This window comes from Natrinema sp. 1APR25-10V2 (assembly GCF_031626495.1).
Lineage (GTDB): Archaea > Halobacteriota > Halobacteria > Halobacteriales > Natrialbaceae > Natrinema.
The window spans coordinates 302,030-320,371 of the sequence record NZ_JAMQOJ010000005.1 but is presented as its reverse complement, the minus strand read 5'-3'; the positions used below and the strand labels follow the sequence as shown (position 1 = coordinate 320,371).

At 66.1% G+C, this 18,342-nt stretch carries 20 protein-coding genes and 1 pseudogene; 11 read left to right on the top strand and 10 right to left on the bottom strand.

Annotated features, from left to right (window positions below; translation table 11 throughout):
- Window positions 1-8: 8 nt before the first annotated feature.
- From pdxT to NDO75_RS17460, 3 genes are all read right to left on the bottom strand, one after another.
- Complete coding sequence (gene pdxT / locus NDO75_RS17470; RefSeq protein WP_310907893.1) at window positions 9-623, bottom strand: pyridoxal 5'-phosphate synthase glutaminase subunit PdxT; 615 nt, start codon at window positions 621-623, stop codon at window positions 9-11.
- A 54-nt stretch (window positions 624-677) separates the two neighbouring features.
- Window positions 678-1,055 (bottom strand): hypothetical protein, encoded by a 378-nt coding sequence (locus NDO75_RS17465; protein ID WP_310907892.1) that lies wholly within the window; start codon window positions 1,053-1,055, stop codon window positions 678-680.
- Between the two features lie 178 nt (window positions 1,056-1,233).
- Entirely contained in the window at window positions 1,234-1,395 is a 162-nt protein-coding gene (locus NDO75_RS17460) for a preprotein translocase subunit Sec61beta (RefSeq protein ID WP_310907891.1), read from the bottom strand.
- Window positions 1,396-1,512: 117 nt separating this feature from the next.
- On the opposite strand from NDO75_RS17460, the gene NDO75_RS17455 reads away from it, so the two are divergent.
- Window positions 1,513-1,782 (top strand): thioredoxin domain-containing protein, encoded by a 270-nt coding sequence (locus tag NDO75_RS17455; protein WP_007110841.1) that lies wholly within the window; start codon window positions 1,513-1,515, stop codon window positions 1,780-1,782.
- A gap of 103 nt (window positions 1,783-1,885) precedes the next feature.
- Here the strand turns inward: NDO75_RS17455 and npdG are convergent, their stop codons facing one another.
- Window positions 1,886-2,554 (bottom strand): NADPH-dependent F420 reductase, encoded by a 669-nt coding sequence (gene npdG / locus NDO75_RS17450; RefSeq protein WP_310907890.1) that lies wholly within the window; start codon window positions 2,552-2,554, stop codon window positions 1,886-1,888.
- 526 nt (window positions 2,555-3,080) lie between these two features.
- Entirely contained in the window at window positions 3,081-3,338 is a 258-nt protein-coding gene (locus NDO75_RS17445) for a hypothetical protein (protein ID WP_310907889.1), read from the bottom strand.
- Window positions 3,339-3,456: 118 nt separating this feature from the next.
- Between NDO75_RS17445 and NDO75_RS17440 the strand changes: the two genes are divergently transcribed.
- From NDO75_RS17440 to NDO75_RS17410, 7 genes are all read left to right on the top strand, one after another.
- Window positions 3,457-4,284 (top strand): glycerophosphodiester phosphodiesterase, encoded by an 828-nt coding sequence (locus NDO75_RS17440; RefSeq protein ID WP_310907888.1) that lies wholly within the window; start codon window positions 3,457-3,459, stop codon window positions 4,282-4,284.
- Window positions 4,285-4,585: 301 nt separating this feature from the next.
- Entirely contained in the window at window positions 4,586-7,060 is a 2,475-nt protein-coding gene (locus tag NDO75_RS17435; RefSeq protein ID WP_310907887.1) for a cbb3-type cytochrome c oxidase subunit I, read from the top strand.
- A 112-nt stretch (window positions 7,061-7,172) separates the two neighbouring features.
- The gene (locus tag NDO75_RS17430; RefSeq protein ID WP_310907886.1) at window positions 7,173-7,940 is read left to right on the top strand and encodes a Nif3-like dinuclear metal center hexameric protein; all 768 of its coding nucleotides are present in this window, start codon (window positions 7,173-7,175) and stop codon (window positions 7,938-7,940) included.
- A 215-nt stretch (window positions 7,941-8,155) separates the two neighbouring features.
- Window positions 8,156-8,479 carry a hypothetical protein gene (locus NDO75_RS17425; protein WP_310907885.1) on the top strand — a complete coding sequence of 108 codons (324 nt, stop codon included), beginning with the start codon at window positions 8,156-8,158 and terminating at the stop codon, window positions 8,477-8,479.
- Window positions 8,458-8,973 carry a hypothetical protein gene (locus NDO75_RS17420; RefSeq protein ID WP_310907884.1) on the top strand — a complete coding sequence of 172 codons (516 nt, stop codon included), beginning with the start codon at window positions 8,458-8,460 and terminating at the stop codon, window positions 8,971-8,973. Before NDO75_RS17425 ends, NDO75_RS17420 begins: the two co-directional genes overlap by 22 nt.
- A gap of 104 nt (window positions 8,974-9,077) precedes the next feature.
- A complete protein-coding gene (locus tag NDO75_RS17415) occupies window positions 9,078-10,142 on the top strand; it encodes a deoxyhypusine synthase (RefSeq protein ID WP_310907883.1) in 1,065 nt (354 codons plus the stop codon).
- A gap of 104 nt (window positions 10,143-10,246) precedes the next feature.
- Window positions 10,247-11,344, top strand: coding sequence for an NAD(P)/FAD-dependent oxidoreductase (locus NDO75_RS17410; RefSeq protein WP_310907882.1), 1,098 nt, complete (start codon window positions 10,247-10,249; stop codon window positions 11,342-11,344).
- 36 nt (window positions 11,345-11,380) lie between these two features.
- Here the strand turns inward: NDO75_RS17410 and NDO75_RS17405 are convergent, their stop codons facing one another.
- The gene (locus tag NDO75_RS17405; RefSeq protein WP_310907881.1) at window positions 11,381-11,767 is read right to left on the bottom strand and encodes a pyridoxamine 5'-phosphate oxidase family protein; all 387 of its coding nucleotides are present in this window, start codon (window positions 11,765-11,767) and stop codon (window positions 11,381-11,383) included.
- Window positions 11,768-11,951: 184 nt separating this feature from the next.
- Between NDO75_RS17405 and NDO75_RS17400 the strand changes: the two are divergent.
- Window positions 11,952-12,173, top strand: a pseudogene (locus NDO75_RS17400) (HAMP domain-containing sensor histidine kinase); the annotation flags it as partial.
- 12 nt (window positions 12,174-12,185) lie between these two features.
- Here the strand turns inward: NDO75_RS17400 and NDO75_RS17395 are convergent.
- Window positions 12,186-12,872, bottom strand: coding sequence for a glycosyltransferase (locus tag NDO75_RS17395; RefSeq protein WP_310907880.1), 687 nt, complete (start codon window positions 12,870-12,872; stop codon window positions 12,186-12,188).
- Between the two features lie 260 nt (window positions 12,873-13,132).
- On the opposite strand from NDO75_RS17395, the gene NDO75_RS17390 reads away from it, so the two are divergent.
- Complete coding sequence (locus tag NDO75_RS17390) at window positions 13,133-13,345, top strand: hypothetical protein (protein ID WP_310907879.1); 213 nt, start codon at window positions 13,133-13,135, stop codon at window positions 13,343-13,345.
- 460 nt (window positions 13,346-13,805) lie between these two features.
- The gene (locus NDO75_RS17385) at window positions 13,806-14,555 is read left to right on the top strand and encodes an aquaporin (protein ID WP_310907878.1); all 750 of its coding nucleotides are present in this window, start codon (window positions 13,806-13,808) and stop codon (window positions 14,553-14,555) included.
- Window positions 14,556-14,766: 211 nt separating this feature from the next.
- Here NDO75_RS17385 and NDO75_RS17380 read toward each other — a convergent pair whose 3' ends face one another.
- The 3 genes from NDO75_RS17380 to NDO75_RS17370 form a co-directional block, all read right to left on the bottom strand.
- Window positions 14,767-15,933, bottom strand: coding sequence for an ABC transporter substrate-binding protein (locus NDO75_RS17380; RefSeq protein WP_310907877.1), 1,167 nt, complete (start codon window positions 15,931-15,933; stop codon window positions 14,767-14,769).
- A gap of 208 nt (window positions 15,934-16,141) precedes the next feature.
- Entirely contained in the window at window positions 16,142-17,311 is a 1,170-nt protein-coding gene (locus tag NDO75_RS17375) for a zinc-dependent alcohol dehydrogenase (RefSeq protein WP_310907876.1), read from the bottom strand.
- Window positions 17,308-18,069, bottom strand: a complete 762-nt coding sequence (locus NDO75_RS17370) for an SRPBCC family protein (protein WP_310907875.1) — start codon at window positions 18,067-18,069, stop codon at window positions 17,308-17,310. Before NDO75_RS17370 ends, NDO75_RS17375 begins: the two co-directional genes overlap by 4 nt.
- Window positions 18,070-18,342 lie beyond the last annotated feature (273 nt).

Sequence of the window (18,342 nt, the reverse complement as noted above, 5' to 3'; positions counted from 1 at the left end):
GACCGGCGTTACCGCGATTCCTCGAGTGGCAGTTCCGTCGCGTCGTTTTCGAAGAAGGCCAGTCCGTGGATCCGGCTGTCCGTCGTCAGTTCGGGATGGAACGCCGTCCCGACGACCGGTCCGTCCCGGACCGCGACCGGGCGATCGTCCCAGGTCGCCAGCACGTCCGCGGTGCCGACCGCATCGATCGCGGGCGCGCGAATAAACACTGCCGGGAAGGGATCGTCGAGGCCCGCGACCGTCAGCGGGGCTTCGAAGCTGTCCTTCTGCCGACCGAAGGCGTTTCGCTCGACGCTCGCGTCGATCACGCCGAGTTCGTCGACTCGGTCGTCGCCGGCGTCGCTCGAGGCGACGATCAGGCCGGCGCAGGTCGCGAGCAGCGGTTTGCCGGCGGCGACGTGATCTCGAATTTCGGGGGCGATTCCCTCGCCGTGGATCAGTCTGGAGATGGTCGTCGACTCGCCGCCCGGCATCGCCAGCAGGTCGCAGTCGGGGACGACCCCCGACTCGCGGATCTCGTGGACGACGACTTCGTGACCGTGGGAGCGCGCGGCGCGTTCGATCGCCGTCGCGTGTTCGGATACGTCGCCCTGGACCGCGACGACACCCGCAGTCAGTGACATGGCCACCGGTACGAACGGCCCGCTCAAAAAGGTCGCGCCACGGCGCTCTCCTCTTTACGCCCGTTTCGACTGCGCCGTTTCGCGGACGAACAGATAGAGCGCGAGGAGTGCGAAGGCCGTCGCCACGGCCCCCGTGAGTGCGCCGACGAGGACGAACTCCATGCCACCGAGCAGCCAGATCACGCCCAGATAGATGGCCAGTCCCGCGCCGAGGAGATAGAGCAGCGAGTGCCAGTAGGGCGTCACGTAGACGAGGGGGCCGACGAGCAACACCACCCCGATAACGAGGAACGTGGACACGCGCTCGTCGGGAACGAACGTCGCGAACAGTCCGAGGTACAGGTGAATTGCCGCGAGGACGAGCGCTAACGAGAAGAACGCCCAGTCGAACACGTCCGGCGTCGAGCGACCGTTGTCAGTTCCGGTGACCATTCGTTAGCTGACCACGTACGAACCCCCGCTACGAAAACGTTGTTCGTCGCGGCCGACGCGGCGTTCGCTCGAGGATCGCCGGCCTCTCACTCTCGAGTCGAGCTCCAGGGGAGCGGAGACGCCACTATCGGGCAGCGTCGTCGTCTCGAGCGGTGACGCGAAGAACGGGAGTCGATCGTTACGAGACGAAGGTCAGGAGCTGTATCAGCACGCCGAGCATGACGCCGAACGCGATGACCGTCTTCGGGTCGATGTGAATGGCGTTCGAGTCTTCGGAGTCGAAGTACCGGACGAGGCCGGCACTAGACATCAGCCCCCCGGTGTTCTGTCCTTTATCCATACTCGTCCCTTCGGCTCCCTCGAACTAAACCTTTCGACCCGCCGCGTCGGCGATCACGGCAATGTGGAGGGAGTGGGAAACCCTTATGCGCGCCGCGGAGCAAGTAGCGTTGACCGCATGACTGTCACACTCAAGGACTTCTACGCGGACTGGTGTGGCCCCTGCAAGACTCAGGATCCGATCCTCGAGGAGCTCGAGGACGACTGGGAGGGGCGATTCGAAGTCGAGAAAGTCAACGTCGACGAACAGCAGGACATCGCCAACGAGTATCAGGTACGCTCGCTGCCGACGCTCATCATCGAGAACGACGACGGCATCGTCGAGCGCTTCGTCGGCGTCACCCAGCGCGACGACATCGAAGACGCCCTCGAGTCCGCCGGCGCGTAGACGAACCGCAGCCGTTTTCCGGTTTTCGCGACCCGTGAGCGACGCGCTCGCTCGCCTCACTCACTGCGAGAATCCGTTCGAAAACGCGACAACGGGTCGCCGTCTAGATCCACTTCACGCCGACGTCGTGCATGCCCTCGTTGTACTTCGCGATGTTGATGACCAGCGGAGTGACGCTCTCGACTTCCGCCGCGTTGGCCAGCGGGCCGGCCTCGAGCGCGCGCAGGCCCTCGATCTCGTTCGCGAGATCGACGACGGTGTCGCCGGCCGCGTCGTCGTCGGCAACGACGAGCGTGTCGAGGTCGAGTTCGTTCTCGAGGTTCGACAGCGCGTCGGCCGCGAGGTTGTGGAACGCGCCGACGACGGGGACCTCGTCGGGGGCTCGCCCTGCGACGAGTTCGGTGACGCTGCCCGCGCTCGGCGAGTGGTAGTGGAGGCCGTCCTCGTCACCCTGCATGCCGACCGCGGGCGTCACGAGGACGGTGTCCGAATCGAGGCTGTCGGCGACCGCTTCGACGGTGTCGCCGACGTAGTACGGCGGGACGCTGAGGACGACAACGCCCGCGCGGTCGGCCGCCATCTCGTTGCCGAAGCCCTTGATGTCGACCTCGTCGGTGCGCCCCTCGAGGACCTCCTCGTAGTCCGCGACGCGGTCGCGGGCCTTCTCGGGGTCTCTCGAGCCGATGAGGATCTCGTGGCTCGTGTCGCGAGCGAAGCGTAGCGCGAGTCCTTCGCCGATGTCGCCGGTGCCGCCGAGTAGTGCGATTCGCATACCCACTTCTCGGGAGGGCATCCGAATAAAAGGGCCGGAGATCGGCCGATCTCGCCGGGTTCTCTGACGAAATACCCTGCCAGCGGAATCTGATACCTCAAATACGCATAGAGCCGGACGGTCGGTAGGTTCTCTGCTAGCGTGGCAACGAGGGACTACCACTCCTCCCCAGCCGATTTCTGCTCACGGGCGCTGCGGGACGGTTCCACCGTCCCGACAGTCGCGGCGCGTTGCGCCGCGCACTGCCCGTTTGCATGGTTCGCGGGACCGTCGGTCCCGCGCTACCGCTCACTGCGTTCGCTCATCCACCGGAAGACGCGTCGCGTCTTCCGAGCTGCTCGCAAACGCGACGCGTTTTCGGCATCACGAGACGGCTTTGCCATCTCGAACGACTTCGCTCGCAGGCTCGCGAAGACCTCGCACGATACCGTCCAGCGATTCACTCGTCGTTCATCGCTGAACAGCGCGCGCCACCGCACGTCGATCAGGGACCTACCGCAGTTGCCTGCAGCCGCTCGTAACGCCGCTACGGCGCGTCGTCCTCAGTTGGGTTCATCGATGACCCCAGCCCGCCGTCGTAGGCGTCTCGCTCCTCGACTGCACGGATCCGCTGCTCGAGGTCGGTCTCGAGTTCCCGTCGCCGCTCCTCGTCTACGTCCGCGTCGTTCCCCAGATCCTGCAGGTCCTGCCGGGCCGTCCGCAAGACGGAGACGGCCTCCTCGGTCTCGAGGTCGGCGGCGCGGTCGAGCGCGCGTTCGACGTCCGTGAGCGTGGTCTCGGTCATAGCAGACTCGTCGCGGGGAACACGCATCAAAGGCCGGCCGGGAATCGCCACGTCCCGCCGCTGACTGCGTGTCGGCGGCGACCGGAGTTTCAATATCCCGCCGTTCGTCGCTCCCGGTATGGCCCGTCCCGCCGTCATCGCGCACCGCGGCTACGCCGGCGTCGCCCCCGAGAACACGATCGCTGCCGTCGAGCGCGCGGTCGCACACGACGAGACGTCGATGCTCGAGATCGACCTGCGGCCGGCGGCCGACGGGACGCCGGTGGTCGTCCACGACGAGCGCCTCGACGGAACCCGCGAGGGACGGCCGCTGACCGACGCGACGGGGCTCGTCCGGGAGACGCCGCTCGAGGACCTCCGCGAGACCCGCGTACTCGGCACCGAGGCGACGGTTCCGACGCTGGCCGAACTGCTGGCGGCCGTCCCCGAGACCGTCGGCGTCAACGTCGAACTGAAGAGTCCCGGCCGATCGGACCTGCGGGTCGGCGAGCCGCTCCCGCCGGCCGACCGCGACCGGCGACGCGAGGCGTGGCGGCCCTTCGTCGATCGCGTCGTCGCCGACTGCGAGGCCTTCGGCGGCGAGTTGCTCTTCTCGTCGTTCTGTGAAGGGGCGATCGCGGCCCTACGCGAGGTCGCCGACTACGCCGCCGCGCCGCTGCTCTGGGACGACCTCGAGGCCGGCCTCGAGATCGCGCGTCGCTACGACTGCGAGGCGATCCACCCGCCACGGAACGCGATCGTCGGGACTGAACTGACCGGAACAGCGTACGCAGGGCGTTCGGGCGAACCGTCGATCGACGTGCTCGAGGCCGCTCACGCAGAGGGCCGAGCGGTCAACGTCTGGACGGCGACGAACTGGCTTCAGTTCGACGCGCTCGCGGCCGCCGGCGTCGACGGGATCGTCGCCGACTATCCGTGGCTGGGCGGTGACTTACGGTCGCAGTAGGCGCTCTCGACCACCACTTCGGCCGAACGCTCGTCTGCCGACGATCCGCGGATTCACTCCTCGAGCGACACAACAGCTCCGTCTCCGGATTTTCCCGCCCTGCCGACGCGATCGTATAAATACCGCCTGCAAACGCACCGGACACCTTGATACGGCAAATCGTGTGAGGATGTGTTGATTATGGATTCCGTCGCTCGTCAGCGTCGTCGCTTCGGCCGGCGTTTCACGGCTTTCTCTGGTCGAGTCTCAGCCGGCGAGGACGCCGATCGTAGGGTTCGGCCCGGTCGGGAGGTGTGGCTCGATGAGTGACTTTCCGCCGCGGACGACGATCAAGCGGTGGCTGGTGACGACCAACCACAAGGACGTCGGCATCCTCTATCTGGGGACGGGGATGTTCTTCCTGCTGGCCGGCGGTCTCCTCGCCCTGTTGTTCCGCGTCCAGTTGTGGGAGGCCGGCGGGACCGGCTTCCTCACGAACACCGAGTACAACCAAGCGGTGTCGATCCACGGGCTGATAATGGTGTTCTGGTTTATCTCTCCGTTCGGAACCGGCTTCGCCAACTACGTCGTGCCGCTACAGATCGGGGCGAAGGATCTGGCGTTCCCGCGATTGAACGCGATGAGCTACTGGTTCTATCTGTTCTCGGGGCTGCTCGTCCTGCTCTCGTTCTTCCAGGGGGTGACGTGGGCAAACGGCTGGTACATGTACGCGCCGCTGAACGTGCCGATCTACAACCCCGGCTACACGCTGACGATGGGCGGGAACACGACGATCCTCGCGTTGGCCCTGTTCACCATGTCGATCACCCTCGGGTCGGTGAACTTCCTGACGACGATCCACCGCTGTCGCGCCGAAGGGATGGGGACCTGGAATATGCCCCTGTTCACCTGGTCGTGGCTGCTGACGGTCTGGATGATGCTGTTCGCGTTCGCGGCGCTGCTGGCCGCGGTGATTCTGATGCTGACCGACCGCATCCTGCTGACCCAGTACTACTCCTCGACCCAACAGGGCTCGAGCCTGTTGTGGGGACACATCTTCTGGTTCTTCGGCCATCCGGAGGTGTACATCGTCTTCTTCCCCTCGCTGGGGATCATGTTCGAAACGTTCCAGACCTTTACCGGACGGCGGCTGGTCGGCCGGAAGTGGGTCATCATCGCGATGGTCCTCGTGGCGGTCCAGTCGTTCCTCGTCTGGATGCACCACATGTTCCTGACGACGATCAATCTCGAGATCAAGACGCTCTTTATGGCGACGACGATCGGAATCTCGCTGCCGTTCGACCTGATGGTCTTCTCGCTGATCTACACGATGGTCAAGGGGCGGGTCCGGTTCACGACGCCGTTCCTGTTCGCGCTCGGTGCGCTCGTGTTGTTCATCATCGGCGGCATCACGGGGGTGTTCCTCGGTGCGGTCGTGCTGGACTACGAGTTCCGCGGGACCTACTGGGTCGTCGCGCACTTCCACTACGTGATGGTCTCGGGAGTCACCGCGCTGATCGGCGGCCTCTACTACTGGTGGCCGAAGATCACCGGGAAGATGTACTCCGAACGGCTCGGGAAGCTCAGCTTCGCCGTTTACTTCTTCGGATTCAACCTGCTGTACTTCCCGATGTTCCTCGCCTGGGAGACGCCCCGACGGGTCTTCGACTACCCGCCGGGAACGGAGTTCTTCCAGCAGCTCGCGACCGTCGGAGCGTTCGTGCTCGGCCTGTCGGTCCTGCTCGTGCTCGTCACGCTCGCGAAGAGCTTCGTTTCGGGCCCCGACGCGCCCGACAATCCGTGGGCTTATTCGCGGACCGCCGAGTGGGCGACGACGTCGCCGCCGCCCCTCGAGAACTGGCCCGACCGGCCAAGCTACGCCAGCGGGAAACTCGAGTTCGTCGACGATCGATCGTCGACCGCGACCGACGGCGGCGCGGTCGCCCACGAGCGAACGCAGACCGAGCCGCTCGAGGCCGACCACGAGGACCACGCGAGCATCTGGCCGTTCGGGATCGGCGTCGGCATGTTCGTCACGTTCCTCGGGCTCTCGGGACTGACGCCGTACGTCGCGACGTTCGCCACCAACCACGGGGCGGAACTCGCCGGGCAGACGGGCGGATCCGCCAACGTCCTCTATCCCGCACTCGCGGTGGTCGGTGCCGCCATCCTCCTGGGCGCGCTCTTCCAGTACGGCCGCGAGGAGTTCAACGCGCCCGAGATGGCCATCGCCGAGCGCTGGCCGTTCGAGGGCGTCGGCACGACCAAGACTGGCGTCTGGTTCTTCCTGGCGTCGGACGTCGTCGTCTTCGGTGCCATCATCGGCGCGTACATCTTCATGCGGCTCCACACGGGCTGGCAGGAGATCGGGACCGTACCGCCCTCGGAGATCATCGGCCTCGTCAACACCTACGTCCTGCTCACCTCGAGTTTCACCGTCGTCATCGCGCTGGTGATGGCCGAGCGCGGGAACAAACGGGGGCTGCTCGGGTCGATGGGCGTCACCCTGCTGCTCGGTCTGACGTTCCTCGCGATCAAGGGCTACGAGTGGAGTCAGGAGTTCGCCCACGACATCTACTGGTTCACCGACCTCGAGTACTCGATGTACTTCGTGACGACCGGGCTGCACGCGCTCCACGTCATCCTCGGGCTGCTCATTGCCGGGTTCATGATCTACCGGATCGCGAGCGTCGACGCCTACCTCGAGGACGATCGGCCGGTGGAGTACTTCGGCCTCTACTGGCACTTCGTCGACATCGTCTGGGTGTTCCTCTTCCCGCTGTTCTACCTGATGTAGCGCGGTCGGTCGCGGTTCGATTTTCTCGACCGAGAACGAGGCGGTGGGTTCCGTCGGCGTCGCGGGCCCGAAAGCAGCCGGATACAAGACGATCGCTCCTGAACGAGCGGGTATGAAGCTCTCGAGCGTCGTCGACCGACTCGACGAGGAGTTGCGGACCGCAGACTACGCCGACCTCGACGCCAGTGCGAACGGCCTCCAGATCGGTCCTGACGAGGCCGAAATCGACCGCGTCGCCGTGGCAGTCGACGGCGTCCGCGAGACGGTCGACCGCGCGGTCGAGGCAGACGCGGACCTGCTCGTCGTCCACCACGGCATGTCCTGGGGCGGGTTCGATCGCCTGACGGGCCGCACCTACGAGCGGATCGCGCCGTTGATCGAGAACGACCTCGCGTTGTACGTCTCACACCTCCCGCTGGACGGCCATCAGGAACTGGGCAACGCCGCCGGCGTCGCTGACCTGCTCGAACTCGAGGACCGTGCTCCCTTCGGCGAACTCGGCCCCGAATACATCGGCCAGCGCGGGGCCGCGGCCGACCCCTATACGCCCGACGAACTGCGCGACCGCTTCGAGGCACGGCTCGACACCGGCGGCCGGCCGGTCCAGTTGCTCGACTTCGGCCCCGACGAGATCGAGGACGTCGCGATCGTCACCGGCAGCGGGGCCGACTGGCTCGACGAGGCCGTCGAGGCCGGCGCGGACGCGCTGGTGACCGGCGAGGGAAAACAGCAGGTCTACCACGAGGCACAGGAGGCGGGCATCACCGTCGTCCTCGGCGGTCACTACGCGACCGAGACCTTCGGCGTCCGGTCGCTGGGGGACCTGCTCGAGGAGTGGGGACTCGAGACGACCTTCCTCGACGTGCCGACGGGGCTGTAACTCGAGACTGCCGGCCGGTTCCGGCCGCTGAAACAGTTTCGGCAGCCGAGACCGAGTTTGGCTGGACGGGTCAGTGCGGGCAGGTGCCCCCTATCATCGGTTTCGATCGCTGCGGACGCTGCTCGAGCGTACGAAACTGAGACAGTCTGTCGGTAACAATAGTCAGTAGTAACGACGGTTCCGTCACTCTCGGACTCGGCTCCGGGGGCTGACCTATGACAACCGACGATTCACACACCCGACGGGACTGTCTGCGATCCATCTCCGCCGCCGGCGCAGTTATCGGCGGGGGCACACTCGGCGTCTCGAGCGCTAGCGCCGGCGGTCGGCCCGACGATCGTACCCCGACGCCGGTCGACCCCACGGACATCGCTCTCGAGACGGTCTGTGTCGACGCCGACCACGACGCCGCGCTGTTCTGCGTCGAAAACGACGCCGATCGCCTGCGAAACTCGAGTGGGTCGCGTCGCCTATCGAGGAGGGCATCTTCTTCATCGACTGCCAGACGATCCGCGTCGTGGGCGACTTCGCCGAGGTGATGGTCGACGCGACCTTCCTCACCGACGCCGGGATCGGGAATATCTTCTGGGAATTCGGTCCCGTCGACGGCAGCGCCGTCTTCGATATTGCGACCGTGGACGACATCCCCGAGGATTCGATCGTCGCCGGCGTCGACGCGTTCCGCGAGGGAACGCCGGTCGTTCCCGGTGGCGGCGATCTCTCGGTCGGAAACCCGGAGTACGAGGCCTGTCAGGAGGAGATATTCGGCGAGGTGGTCGACGGTGCGCCCTCGGCTGCGAGCGAGCGCGCTCGATCCGCGGCTGGTGCCCCCTCGAGCGCCGACTATGAGTCCGGTACCCGTTCCCGACTGGTCGTCCCGCCGAACGCGACGCGCTGTTTCGTCGCATCCGGCGACGACGGACTCGTGCGCGTCGCTCTGTTCGCTGGCGGCGAGGAGATTGCGACCGCCTCGAGTGGGGCCGCCGACGATTGTTCGATACCGCTCTGGTGGTGGCGCTGGCAGCGGCAATGATCGACGGCCGCGGTGGGAGCCGATCGGCAGCGAGTCGACGCTGCCGGCCACCTCGCCCGTGCGAGACCGCGACGTTCAAACGGATGGCTCGCGGAGCCGAGGACATGAGCGACGAGCACGACCACGAGAGCGAGGGCGGCGACGAAGCGGACGGTCACCACGAACCCGAGCGCCACACCTTCTCGCACGACCCGATCGGGCACGCGGAGGTCCGCGCGGGCATGACGGTGGGCGAACTGGCCGACGAGTACGGCAACGCCGGCGTCGGCGCGGCGGACCTCCACGAGGCCGTCGACGTGACCGAAGCGATGTTCGACGACGACGTGACCGTCTTCTTCAGCCTCGCGGGCGCGATGGTACCGACGGGGATGCGAGCGATCGTCGCCGACCTGATCCGCGAGGGCTATATCGACGTGCTGGTCACGACGGGGGCGAACCTCACCCACGACGCCATCGAGGCCATCGGCGGCAAACACCACCACGGTTCGGTCCACGCCGAGGGCAAGACCGAGCGCGAACACGACGAGACCCTCCGCGACGAGGGCGTCGACCGCATCTACAACGTCTACCTCCCACAGGAGTTCTTCGCGACGTTCGAGTCCCACCTGCGCGACGAGGTCTTTCCAGTGCTCGAGGCGGAATGCGAGGAAGACGGACTCGTCTCGATCCAGCGGCTCACCGAGGAACTCGGCCGGGCCAACGCCGACGTCAACGAGCGCGACGACGTCGACGAGGACCCCGGCATCGCTGCCGCGGCTTACGAGAACGACGTACCGATCTACTGCCCCGCCGTCCAGGATTCGGTCCTCGGACTTCAGGCGTGGATGTACTCCCAGACCTCCGCGTTCTCGCTGGACGCGCTGGCGGACATGACGCCGCTGACCGACATCGCCTTCGACGCCGACGAGGCCGGCGCGTTCGTCGTCGGCGGCGGCGTCCCGAAGAACTTCACCCTCCAGACGATGCTCGTCACCCCCGGCGCGTACGACTACGCCGTCCAACTGACGATGGACCCCAAACAGACCGGCGGCCTCTCCGGCGCGACGCTGGACGAGGCCCGTTCGTGGGGCAAACTCGAGAAAGACGCCGAGAACGTCTCCGTCTACGCCGACGCGACGATCACGCTCCCGCTGGTGATCGCCGCCGCGCGGGAACGGCTCGAAGGCTGATTTCACGGCGTTCGAGGTGCGCGACGCGGTCCTCGAGCCCTGCCCGCTCGACGGCCGCATATTCACGGCCCAGCCTCAACCCGCTGGGGCCGCGAGTGGGCACGATGAACGATCCCCTCGAGTACGAGGTCGCCGTCGTGGGCGGCGGGCCCGCGGGACTGACGACGGCGCTGTACACGACCAGACTCGGCCACCGGACGGCCGTCTTCGAGAAGGAGGGCGGCCGCCACGCGGCGGTCACCCACGTCCACAACATGCTCGGCGTCTCCGAGAACGTCTCCGGCGAGGAACTGGCTACCCACGCCGTCGACCAGCTCGACCACTACGGCGGCGACTTCTATCCGGACGCCGTCGAGTCAGTCACCCGGCTGAGCTCCAGCGATGGACCGCGGTTTCGACTCGAGGCGGCCCGCGCGACCGTCGACGCGGATAGGGTCGTCTTCGCCACTGGCTTCCGTGACCGGGGTCCGGACGTGCCGGAACTCGAGCGCTTCACCGGCCGTGGGCTCCACTACTGTCTGCACTGCGACGCGTACACACTGGGCGACGGACCCGTCTTCGTACTGGGTCACGGCGAGAGCGCGGCCCACGTCGCGATGACGATGCTCAACTTCACTCCCGAGGTCGACCTGCTGCTGGACGACCGCGAGCCGGAGTGGAGCGACGAGACCGCTGCGCAACTCGAGGCCCATCCCGTCGACCGTGTCGACACGGCCGTCGTCTCGGCGTACGACGACGAGAGTATCCCCGACGACGAACCGCCGTGGCTCGGCGGGCTCTCGTTCGCCGACGGGACCGAACGCGAGTATCTGGGCGGCTTCGCGATGTACGGCTCCGCGTACAACGCCGGCCTCGCGGACGACCTCGGCTGCGAACTGGACGACGACGGCGCGATCGACGTCGACGAGCGCCGCGAGACCAGCGTCGACGGAACCTACGCCGTCGGCGACGTGACCCACGGCCAGAACCAGACCACCATCGCCGTCGGAGACGGGGCCTACGCCGGGCTGGCGATCCACAAGGACCTCCGGACGTTCCCGAAATCGGTCGCCGAAATCGAGGCGAACGGCGACGGCGAATCGGACTCGAGCCTCGAGCGCTCGGTGCCGGCTGCCCCGTCCGATCTCCGCGCCCGGATGCGACGCGTGCGGGACGCGGAGACGCATCCGGGGCTTCGCGGGCCGTCACCGGGCCGCGAGTGAACCGCGGAGCACACCCGACGGCTTCTCGCGGCCCCCTCAGTACGTCCGGTACGTCGCCGAGCCGACGTCGATCCGGACCAGCGTGTTCTCGTCGTAGGCGTTCGGCTCCGCGTCGTACTTCTCGTTGATCCGACGGCGAGCCGCATCGGTTTCGGCCTCGTCTTCGATCACCGTCGCCGTCCCGAGCAGCGACACCATCCAGCGGGTCCGTCCGTCATCGTCTTTCTGAATCGAGAGGGCGACGCGCGGATTCCGCTCGATATTCGCTAGCTTCCGGCCGGTCGTGACGACTTCGACGACCCCCTCCGCGTACCGGTACCAGACCGGCGCGACGTGGGGTCGCCCCTCGACGCAGGTCGCGAGGTGGGCCATCAGCGGCTCGCTCTCGAGCAGTCGCTCCGCCTCCGGGGGAACTGTCGACACGCTCGTAACGCCGGCGAGAAGCGACAAAAGCGGCCGCCTTGGCGGTGCCGGTGAAGCCGCCTCTGTCACGGCTGGCACGGCTGCCGCCTTACTCGTCTGCCATATCGCTTATTACCTCGACGTTCGTCTTCGCCACGTATTCAGTGGTTCTTTCATGACCAGGCCGGCCGTCGCCCGGACGGACGCCGACGGGTTCTACGTCGCGGACACCGGCCAGGGGATTCCGGCCGACGAGCGCGACGAGGTCTTCGATATCGGCTTTACCACGGCCGAAGACGGCACCGGCTTCGGTCTCGGAATCGTCGAACGGGTCGCCGACGCTCACGACTGGAACCTCGAAGCGACGGCGAGCGAGTCCGGCGGTGCTCGCTTCGAAGTGACCGGCGTCGCCCGGCCGCACGAGTGAGGCGCGGAGCGATCAGTAGTCCGCACGAAGCCGCGCTATGTCCAGTCGCGCGTAGTGCCACAGCGTCCCCGTCAGTCCGAGGTCGGCGATCCGGCGACCCGAACTCTCGGCCAGGACGGTCGGACAGTAGGCCGTCGGAAAACGCCTCGAGAGTCGCCGGCTGAAGGCCGTGCCCTCGTTCGGGACGTCCGGAAAGCCACCGATCTCCTCGAAGGCTCGCCGGTGGACGACGCAGCTGAAGCCCGGCAGAATCGGGTGTGCGAACCGTGAAAAGAGGTGGTTGATCGTGACCTCCATCAGTTTCGCGCGTCGGGGGCCGGTGATCCGACAGTACGAACTCGCCGCCGCGACCCCTTCCGTCTCGACGAATCCGAGCAGTTCGGTCAGGTAGTTCGCTCGCACCCGGGTGTCGGCGTCGAGAAAGGCCAGCCACTCGCCGCTTGCGCGCTCGGCGCCGAAATTTCGCGCGGTGGCGACGCTCGAGCCGTCCTCGTGGACGACCGTCGCGTCGTACTCGCGAGCGATTTCGCGCATCTCGTCTCCCGAGTTACCGTCGACGACGATCACCTCGTAGACGTAGTCGGTATCGAGCCCGGTGAGACTCGCCAGCGTCCCCCGGAGATAGTCCCCCTCGTTTTTCGCTGGAATGACGAAGCTGACATCGGCATCGTCGTCGCCGTCCGGATCGTCGCTCCCCATCTTTCACTCGACCGGTCGCGGGCCCGGTTTCTCAAGGTATCGGAGTGGTATTGGCCGGAGTACGCCGCCTCGCCGGATCGTGCCAACACCTCGCGTGGTGTTTGCTTCCAGACAGCTGTTCCCAGAGAGCAGATCTATCATGAACTTTTATAAGCATGGGGTCAGTACGAGGGAGTAAGATGTCGGTCGTACACGTAGCAGCCTGAGTTCGTTGCCCACGACGAGTACCGATTTTCGACGACATTCCAACCCCGACCGACATGAGCACCCAACACCTGACCCGACCCGACGCCGAACCGACGACCGATCGAACGCGAACGCAGACCGCCCCCCAGCGCGCCGTCGCGGATCCGCGAACGGCCACCGACCGCGCCCCCCGGACGTTCTCCCACCGGAACACGGCGCGTCTCGAGAATCTGGTCGACGAGTGGAACACCGCCTTCGCGAACGCGACCGGCGACGAAGCGGCGTAAGCTATCTCGAGTTTGCGGAATCCAAACCGTCTTTGGAGCGACGCGTGTAGGGTCGCGTGGCCGATGACGACGCACCCGCTCCGAGCCGGACTCGGCACCCGGTCGTGACGAGCCCTATGAGTGCCGAGGCCTTCGACTTCCGCGCCCCGTCCTCTCTCCTCCCAATTACACCGTCTCGACGATTCGGCATAGAATTCCGCGAGTCTTCGCTGAAATACGCCAGACTCGCCGTCCTCGTCGGCGGCGGCCGGACGAAAACCGGATCGTACCGAATGCCGTCTTCCACCACGGCAGCGATCTGTTACCGGAGCATCCGCCGTGTATCCGCTCACGAGGGCGTATCATGCGGGCGATCCGACACAGTTGGCCGTGGAGTGTCCGAAAAGGCGGACAGTGCGGTCGCCGAGCGGTTCGGAGACGAGTATATATTCGGTCGAGACCGTATATTATGTGATAGATAATGACTACCAATAATTTCACTACGAGACAGAAACTCGTCGCGGAGTTTTTCGGGTCCGCGACGCTCGTCTTCGTCCTCGTGTCGTCGGGACTGCTCGCCGACGGCGTACTCGAGGCGAGTCCGAGTATCGGCGTGTTGTTCATCGGACTGGCGACGGCCGGCTGGCTGTTCGTCATCGTGCAGATGCTCGGGCCGATCAGTGGCGCTCACGTGAACCCAGCGGTCACCGTCGCGCTGCTGGTGACCGGCGACACAGATATGAAGACCGCGCGGCAGTACATTCCCGTGCAGTTCCTCGGTGGTCTCGTCGGCGTCGGCTTGGCGGGACTCACCTTCGTGAGCACGATCGGGTGGGAGGTGTTTGCCATCTCTGCCGTCGAACGACCCGCGTCGACCTGGCTGGCCGAGTTCTTCGGCACCATGTTGCTCGTATCGGCCGTCGTCTCGTTGATCCGGCAGGAGAGCGAATGGATCGGTCTCGCCGTGGGCTTTACCGTCGGTATGGGGATCATCGGAACGTCCTCGACGGCGTTTTTCAACCCGCAGGTGGCCCTCGCCCGCATCTTCACGTCGGGGATCGCGGGAATCCAGCCGTTCGATGCCGTCATGTTCATGATCGCCTCGACGCTCGGCGGAATCGCCGCCGGGCTCATGTGGCGGTACCTCTGGCCGCGGCCGACTCCACTCGACAGATCGAAATCGAAACCCGGCGACGATACCGTCCTCGACGAGTTCGCTGCGGAATCGTAGTTGGTTCTTGCGAATCGGATCGTGACGGGGCACGGAGGAGACCGATTTCGAACTGCCTGACACGTCGGTCGAGTCCACGCACTCCAGTTCCGGTGTAAAGGAGTACTGGAAAACGATTCGGGGTTAGCAGTCGTTCCTACCCATCGTCACCGGCTGTCTCGGTATCCGTTCCGATACGACATCGCGAAGGCCGGACCGCCGATTCGTACGCTCAGAAGTCCCCGTTGATGATGTCCGCCACGGCCTGATAGTCGAACAGCCGCGCGTCCGGTTTCGCCAGCGTGTCGATCCCCTCCCACTCGCCGAACGTGTCGGGATAGAACTGCTTGGCCGCCGCCTCCGTCTGGAAGAGGTTGATCAGGGGGCCCTGATACGACGTGCCGCCCCGGTAGAGACGGTCGTTCTGCACTGCGGTCAGTTGCTTGCCGACCGAATCGTCACGCATCGCGTCCATCCGCCGCTCGAACTCCTCGGTCGAGACGTGCGAGAAGCCGTACTGGAAGACGAGCGCATCGGGGTCGACCTCGAGGAGCTGTTCGTAATCCCACTCGGCGTACCCGCCCTCGATGACGTCGTCGAAGGCGCCGCGCATCCCGAGGTCCCGATACTGCTTGTGGCCGTTCCCGTCGTTGACCGGGTAGGCGTAGAACGATCCCTCCTCGAAGTCCGAGTTCACCGACAGGAGGCCGACGGTCGGCCGCTCCTCTTCGTCGGGGAGCTGCGACTGCACGTCGTCGAGCAGACCGTCATGGATCTGCGTGATCGCCTCGTACCGCTCCTGTTGCTGGAACACCTCAGCGATCTTCCCGAAGGCCTCGTACAGCGAGTAGTAGGGGTAGTCGTGCCAGTCCTCGCCACGCCGACGGATGGTGTTACCGACGATGGGACCGAGACTGTTTCTGATCTCGTCGTAGTCCCCCTCGTCCCAGTTGTCGTCGAGGAGGCTGATGAAGTTCGGGTCCATCAGGTGGACGTCGCAGTTGAGTTCGTAGAACGACTCCTTGGGGATCGAACCCTCGCCCATGAGCTGCGGGACGTCGTCGAAGGAAACGTCCACGCCGGGGAGGTGGTCGAAGAACGTGAGCGGCCAGTTCTCCGTGAAGATCAATCCCTGCAGCCCATCGAGTTGGCCAAGTGCGATCCCCATATCGCCGTAGTTGCTGAAATACGCCATCCACGTCTCGGGCACCGAATCGAAACTGACCGTTCCCATCGGTTCCATCGAGACCGAGTAGGACTCGCTGTCCGTCGATTCGGAGCCATCCGATCCTCGGTCGCCAGCGCAGCCAGCGAGCACTCCGCCCGCGAGAACTGCGCTGCCGTACTTCACGTACTCGCGTCGCGTTGCTGTCCCGTCTGCCGAATCGTCTTCGAACATAGGTTTTAGGCTCACCTAATAATACAAAACGGTTTCGGATCTTAGGCAAGCCTAAAACCCGCGCAGGCGGGCGATCGACGTCGTCCTCGAGGCGTCCCGTACCGGGAACGGCTTCGCTCCGGATCGCCGATCTCGAACCGGGACGTCCCGTTCGGAGCCGGCGAAGATCCGTCGATCCGTGTCGTTCCCGTTCGGGTACTGCCCCCGCTCAGGGGGTCAGCACCACCTTGACGCAGCCGTCTTCCTTGTCGCGGAACGTCTCGTACATCTCGGGACCCCGATCCAGCGGCTCCTCGTGCGTGACGACGAACGACGGGTCGATCTCGCCGTCTTCGATCTTCTCGAGCAGGGGGTCGAGGTACCGCTGGACGTGGGTCTGGCCGGTGTTGACCGTCAGCGCCTTGTTCATCAGCGGGCCGACCGGGACGTTGTCCGCGTGGCCGACGTAGACGCCGGGGACGGAGAGCGTTCCGCCCTTCCGGCAGCATCGAATCGCCTGCCGGAGGACGTGAGGCCGATCGGCCTCCAGGTTCACTTGCTGTTTCGCCTTGTCCGAGAGGCCCATCAGGCCCGTGCCGTGGGCCTCGGTGCCGACCGCGTCGATACATCGGTCGGGGCCGCGACCGCCGGTCATGGCCATGAGGCGGTCGTAGACGTCCTCGTCCTCGAAATGAATGGTCTCCGCGTCGCCGTGCTCGCGGGCCATCGCGAGGCGCTCGGGGACGCGATCGATCGCGATGACGCGGCCGGCGTCGAACATCCACGCGCTCTGGATGGCGAACTGTCCGACCGGGCCACAGCCCCAGACCGCGACCGTGTCGTCTTCCTCGATCTCCGCGTTCTCGGCGGCCATGTACCCCGTCGGGAACACGTCCGAGAGGAGCAGCACCTGCTCGTCGGGCAGGTCCGAGTCGACCGCGATCGGACCGACGTCGGCGTAGGGAACCCGCAGGTACTCCGCTTGCCCGCCGGCGTAGCCGCCCAGCATGTGCGAGTAGCCGAACAGCCCGGCCGGCGACTGGCCCATCACCTTCCGGGCCATCTCCGCGTTGGGGTTCGAGTTATCACACAGCGAGTACATCCCCTGCTCGCAGAACCAGCAGGAGCCACAGCTGATCGTGAACGGGACGACCACGCGGTCGCCCGACTCGAGCGTCTCGACGGCGTCACCGACCGCGACGACCTCGCCCATCGGCTCGTGGCCGAGCACGTCGCCCTCCCGCATCGTCGGGACGTAGCCGTCGTACAGGTGCAGATCGGAGCCGCAGATGGCCGTAGCGGTGATCTCGACGATCGCGTCGTGGGGGTTGACGAGCTCGGGATCGGGAACGTCGTCGACCCGGACGTCCTCCTCGCCGTGCCAGGTGAGCGCTTTCATAGCGCATCACCCGCGCCGCGCGCGGAGGGATTCCCCTCGAGCGTCGGTATCTCGCCCGTCTCGACGAGGCTCTTGAATCGATCGAGCGCGACGGCGACGAGCGAGTCGGGAACGATCTCGAGGCGTTTGGTCACCGCGGTACCGACGGGACCACCCGGCGGCTCGAAGCGGAACCGGAACGTCACCTCCGTTCCCCGGCCAGCCGGTGCTTCCCGGAAGCGGACCGATCCCTCGCTCGCGACGGGCGCGTCCTCGACCGATTCCCAGCGCAGGAACTCGCCGGGTCGGTCCTCGACGACCTGGGTGGTCCACGACGCGCTCGCCCCGAGCGGGCCGTTCGCCGTCCAGTTCCAGCGATCCTCGCTCTCGGCCGTCACATCGACGAGTCCGCGGTAGATGTGCGTCATCGCGTCCGGATCGCGCCAGCGCTCGTAGACCTCGTCCGCCGGTCTTCCGATCGTGACCGAACGAGTCGTCTCTACCGCGCCGACCGATCGATCCGCCTCGTTCGAAGCGCCCTCTTCGATGAGCTCCGGGCGCGACCGGTCGCCGGCGAACCCCCGATAGACCAGCCAGCCGCCCGCGAGCGCCGCCGCAGCACCCCCGATCGATCGCCGTCTGAGTCCGAGCGCCACCAGCGTTCCGCCGACGGCCGCGACGGCGAGCCGGCTGCCCCGTCCGCGAGACCGGTCGTTCGGCGCCGACTCCGGTGTGTGCGCCGACTCCGTGACCATCACGTTCTCCTGTTCGGACGACATCGGATGTTCACCTCCGGGACGAGCGGCTGATCGGTTCGTCGGCGCCGGAGCCGTCGGCGCAACGTCGACTGTCGGTTCGGCGAGCGGCCAGAACGCGGGAGATCGCCCCGTCTATGGATATATCGCATTCTCATGCCTCCGTCGCGACCTCCACCGAGCGGTCGTTTGTCAGTAGCACCCGCAAGCGCAGGCCCGACTGGCGGACGCTCGCCGTCGCCGATTCGAGCGCGACCTCGAGGCCGTCCCCAACGCCGAGCGGGGCCGATCCGACGC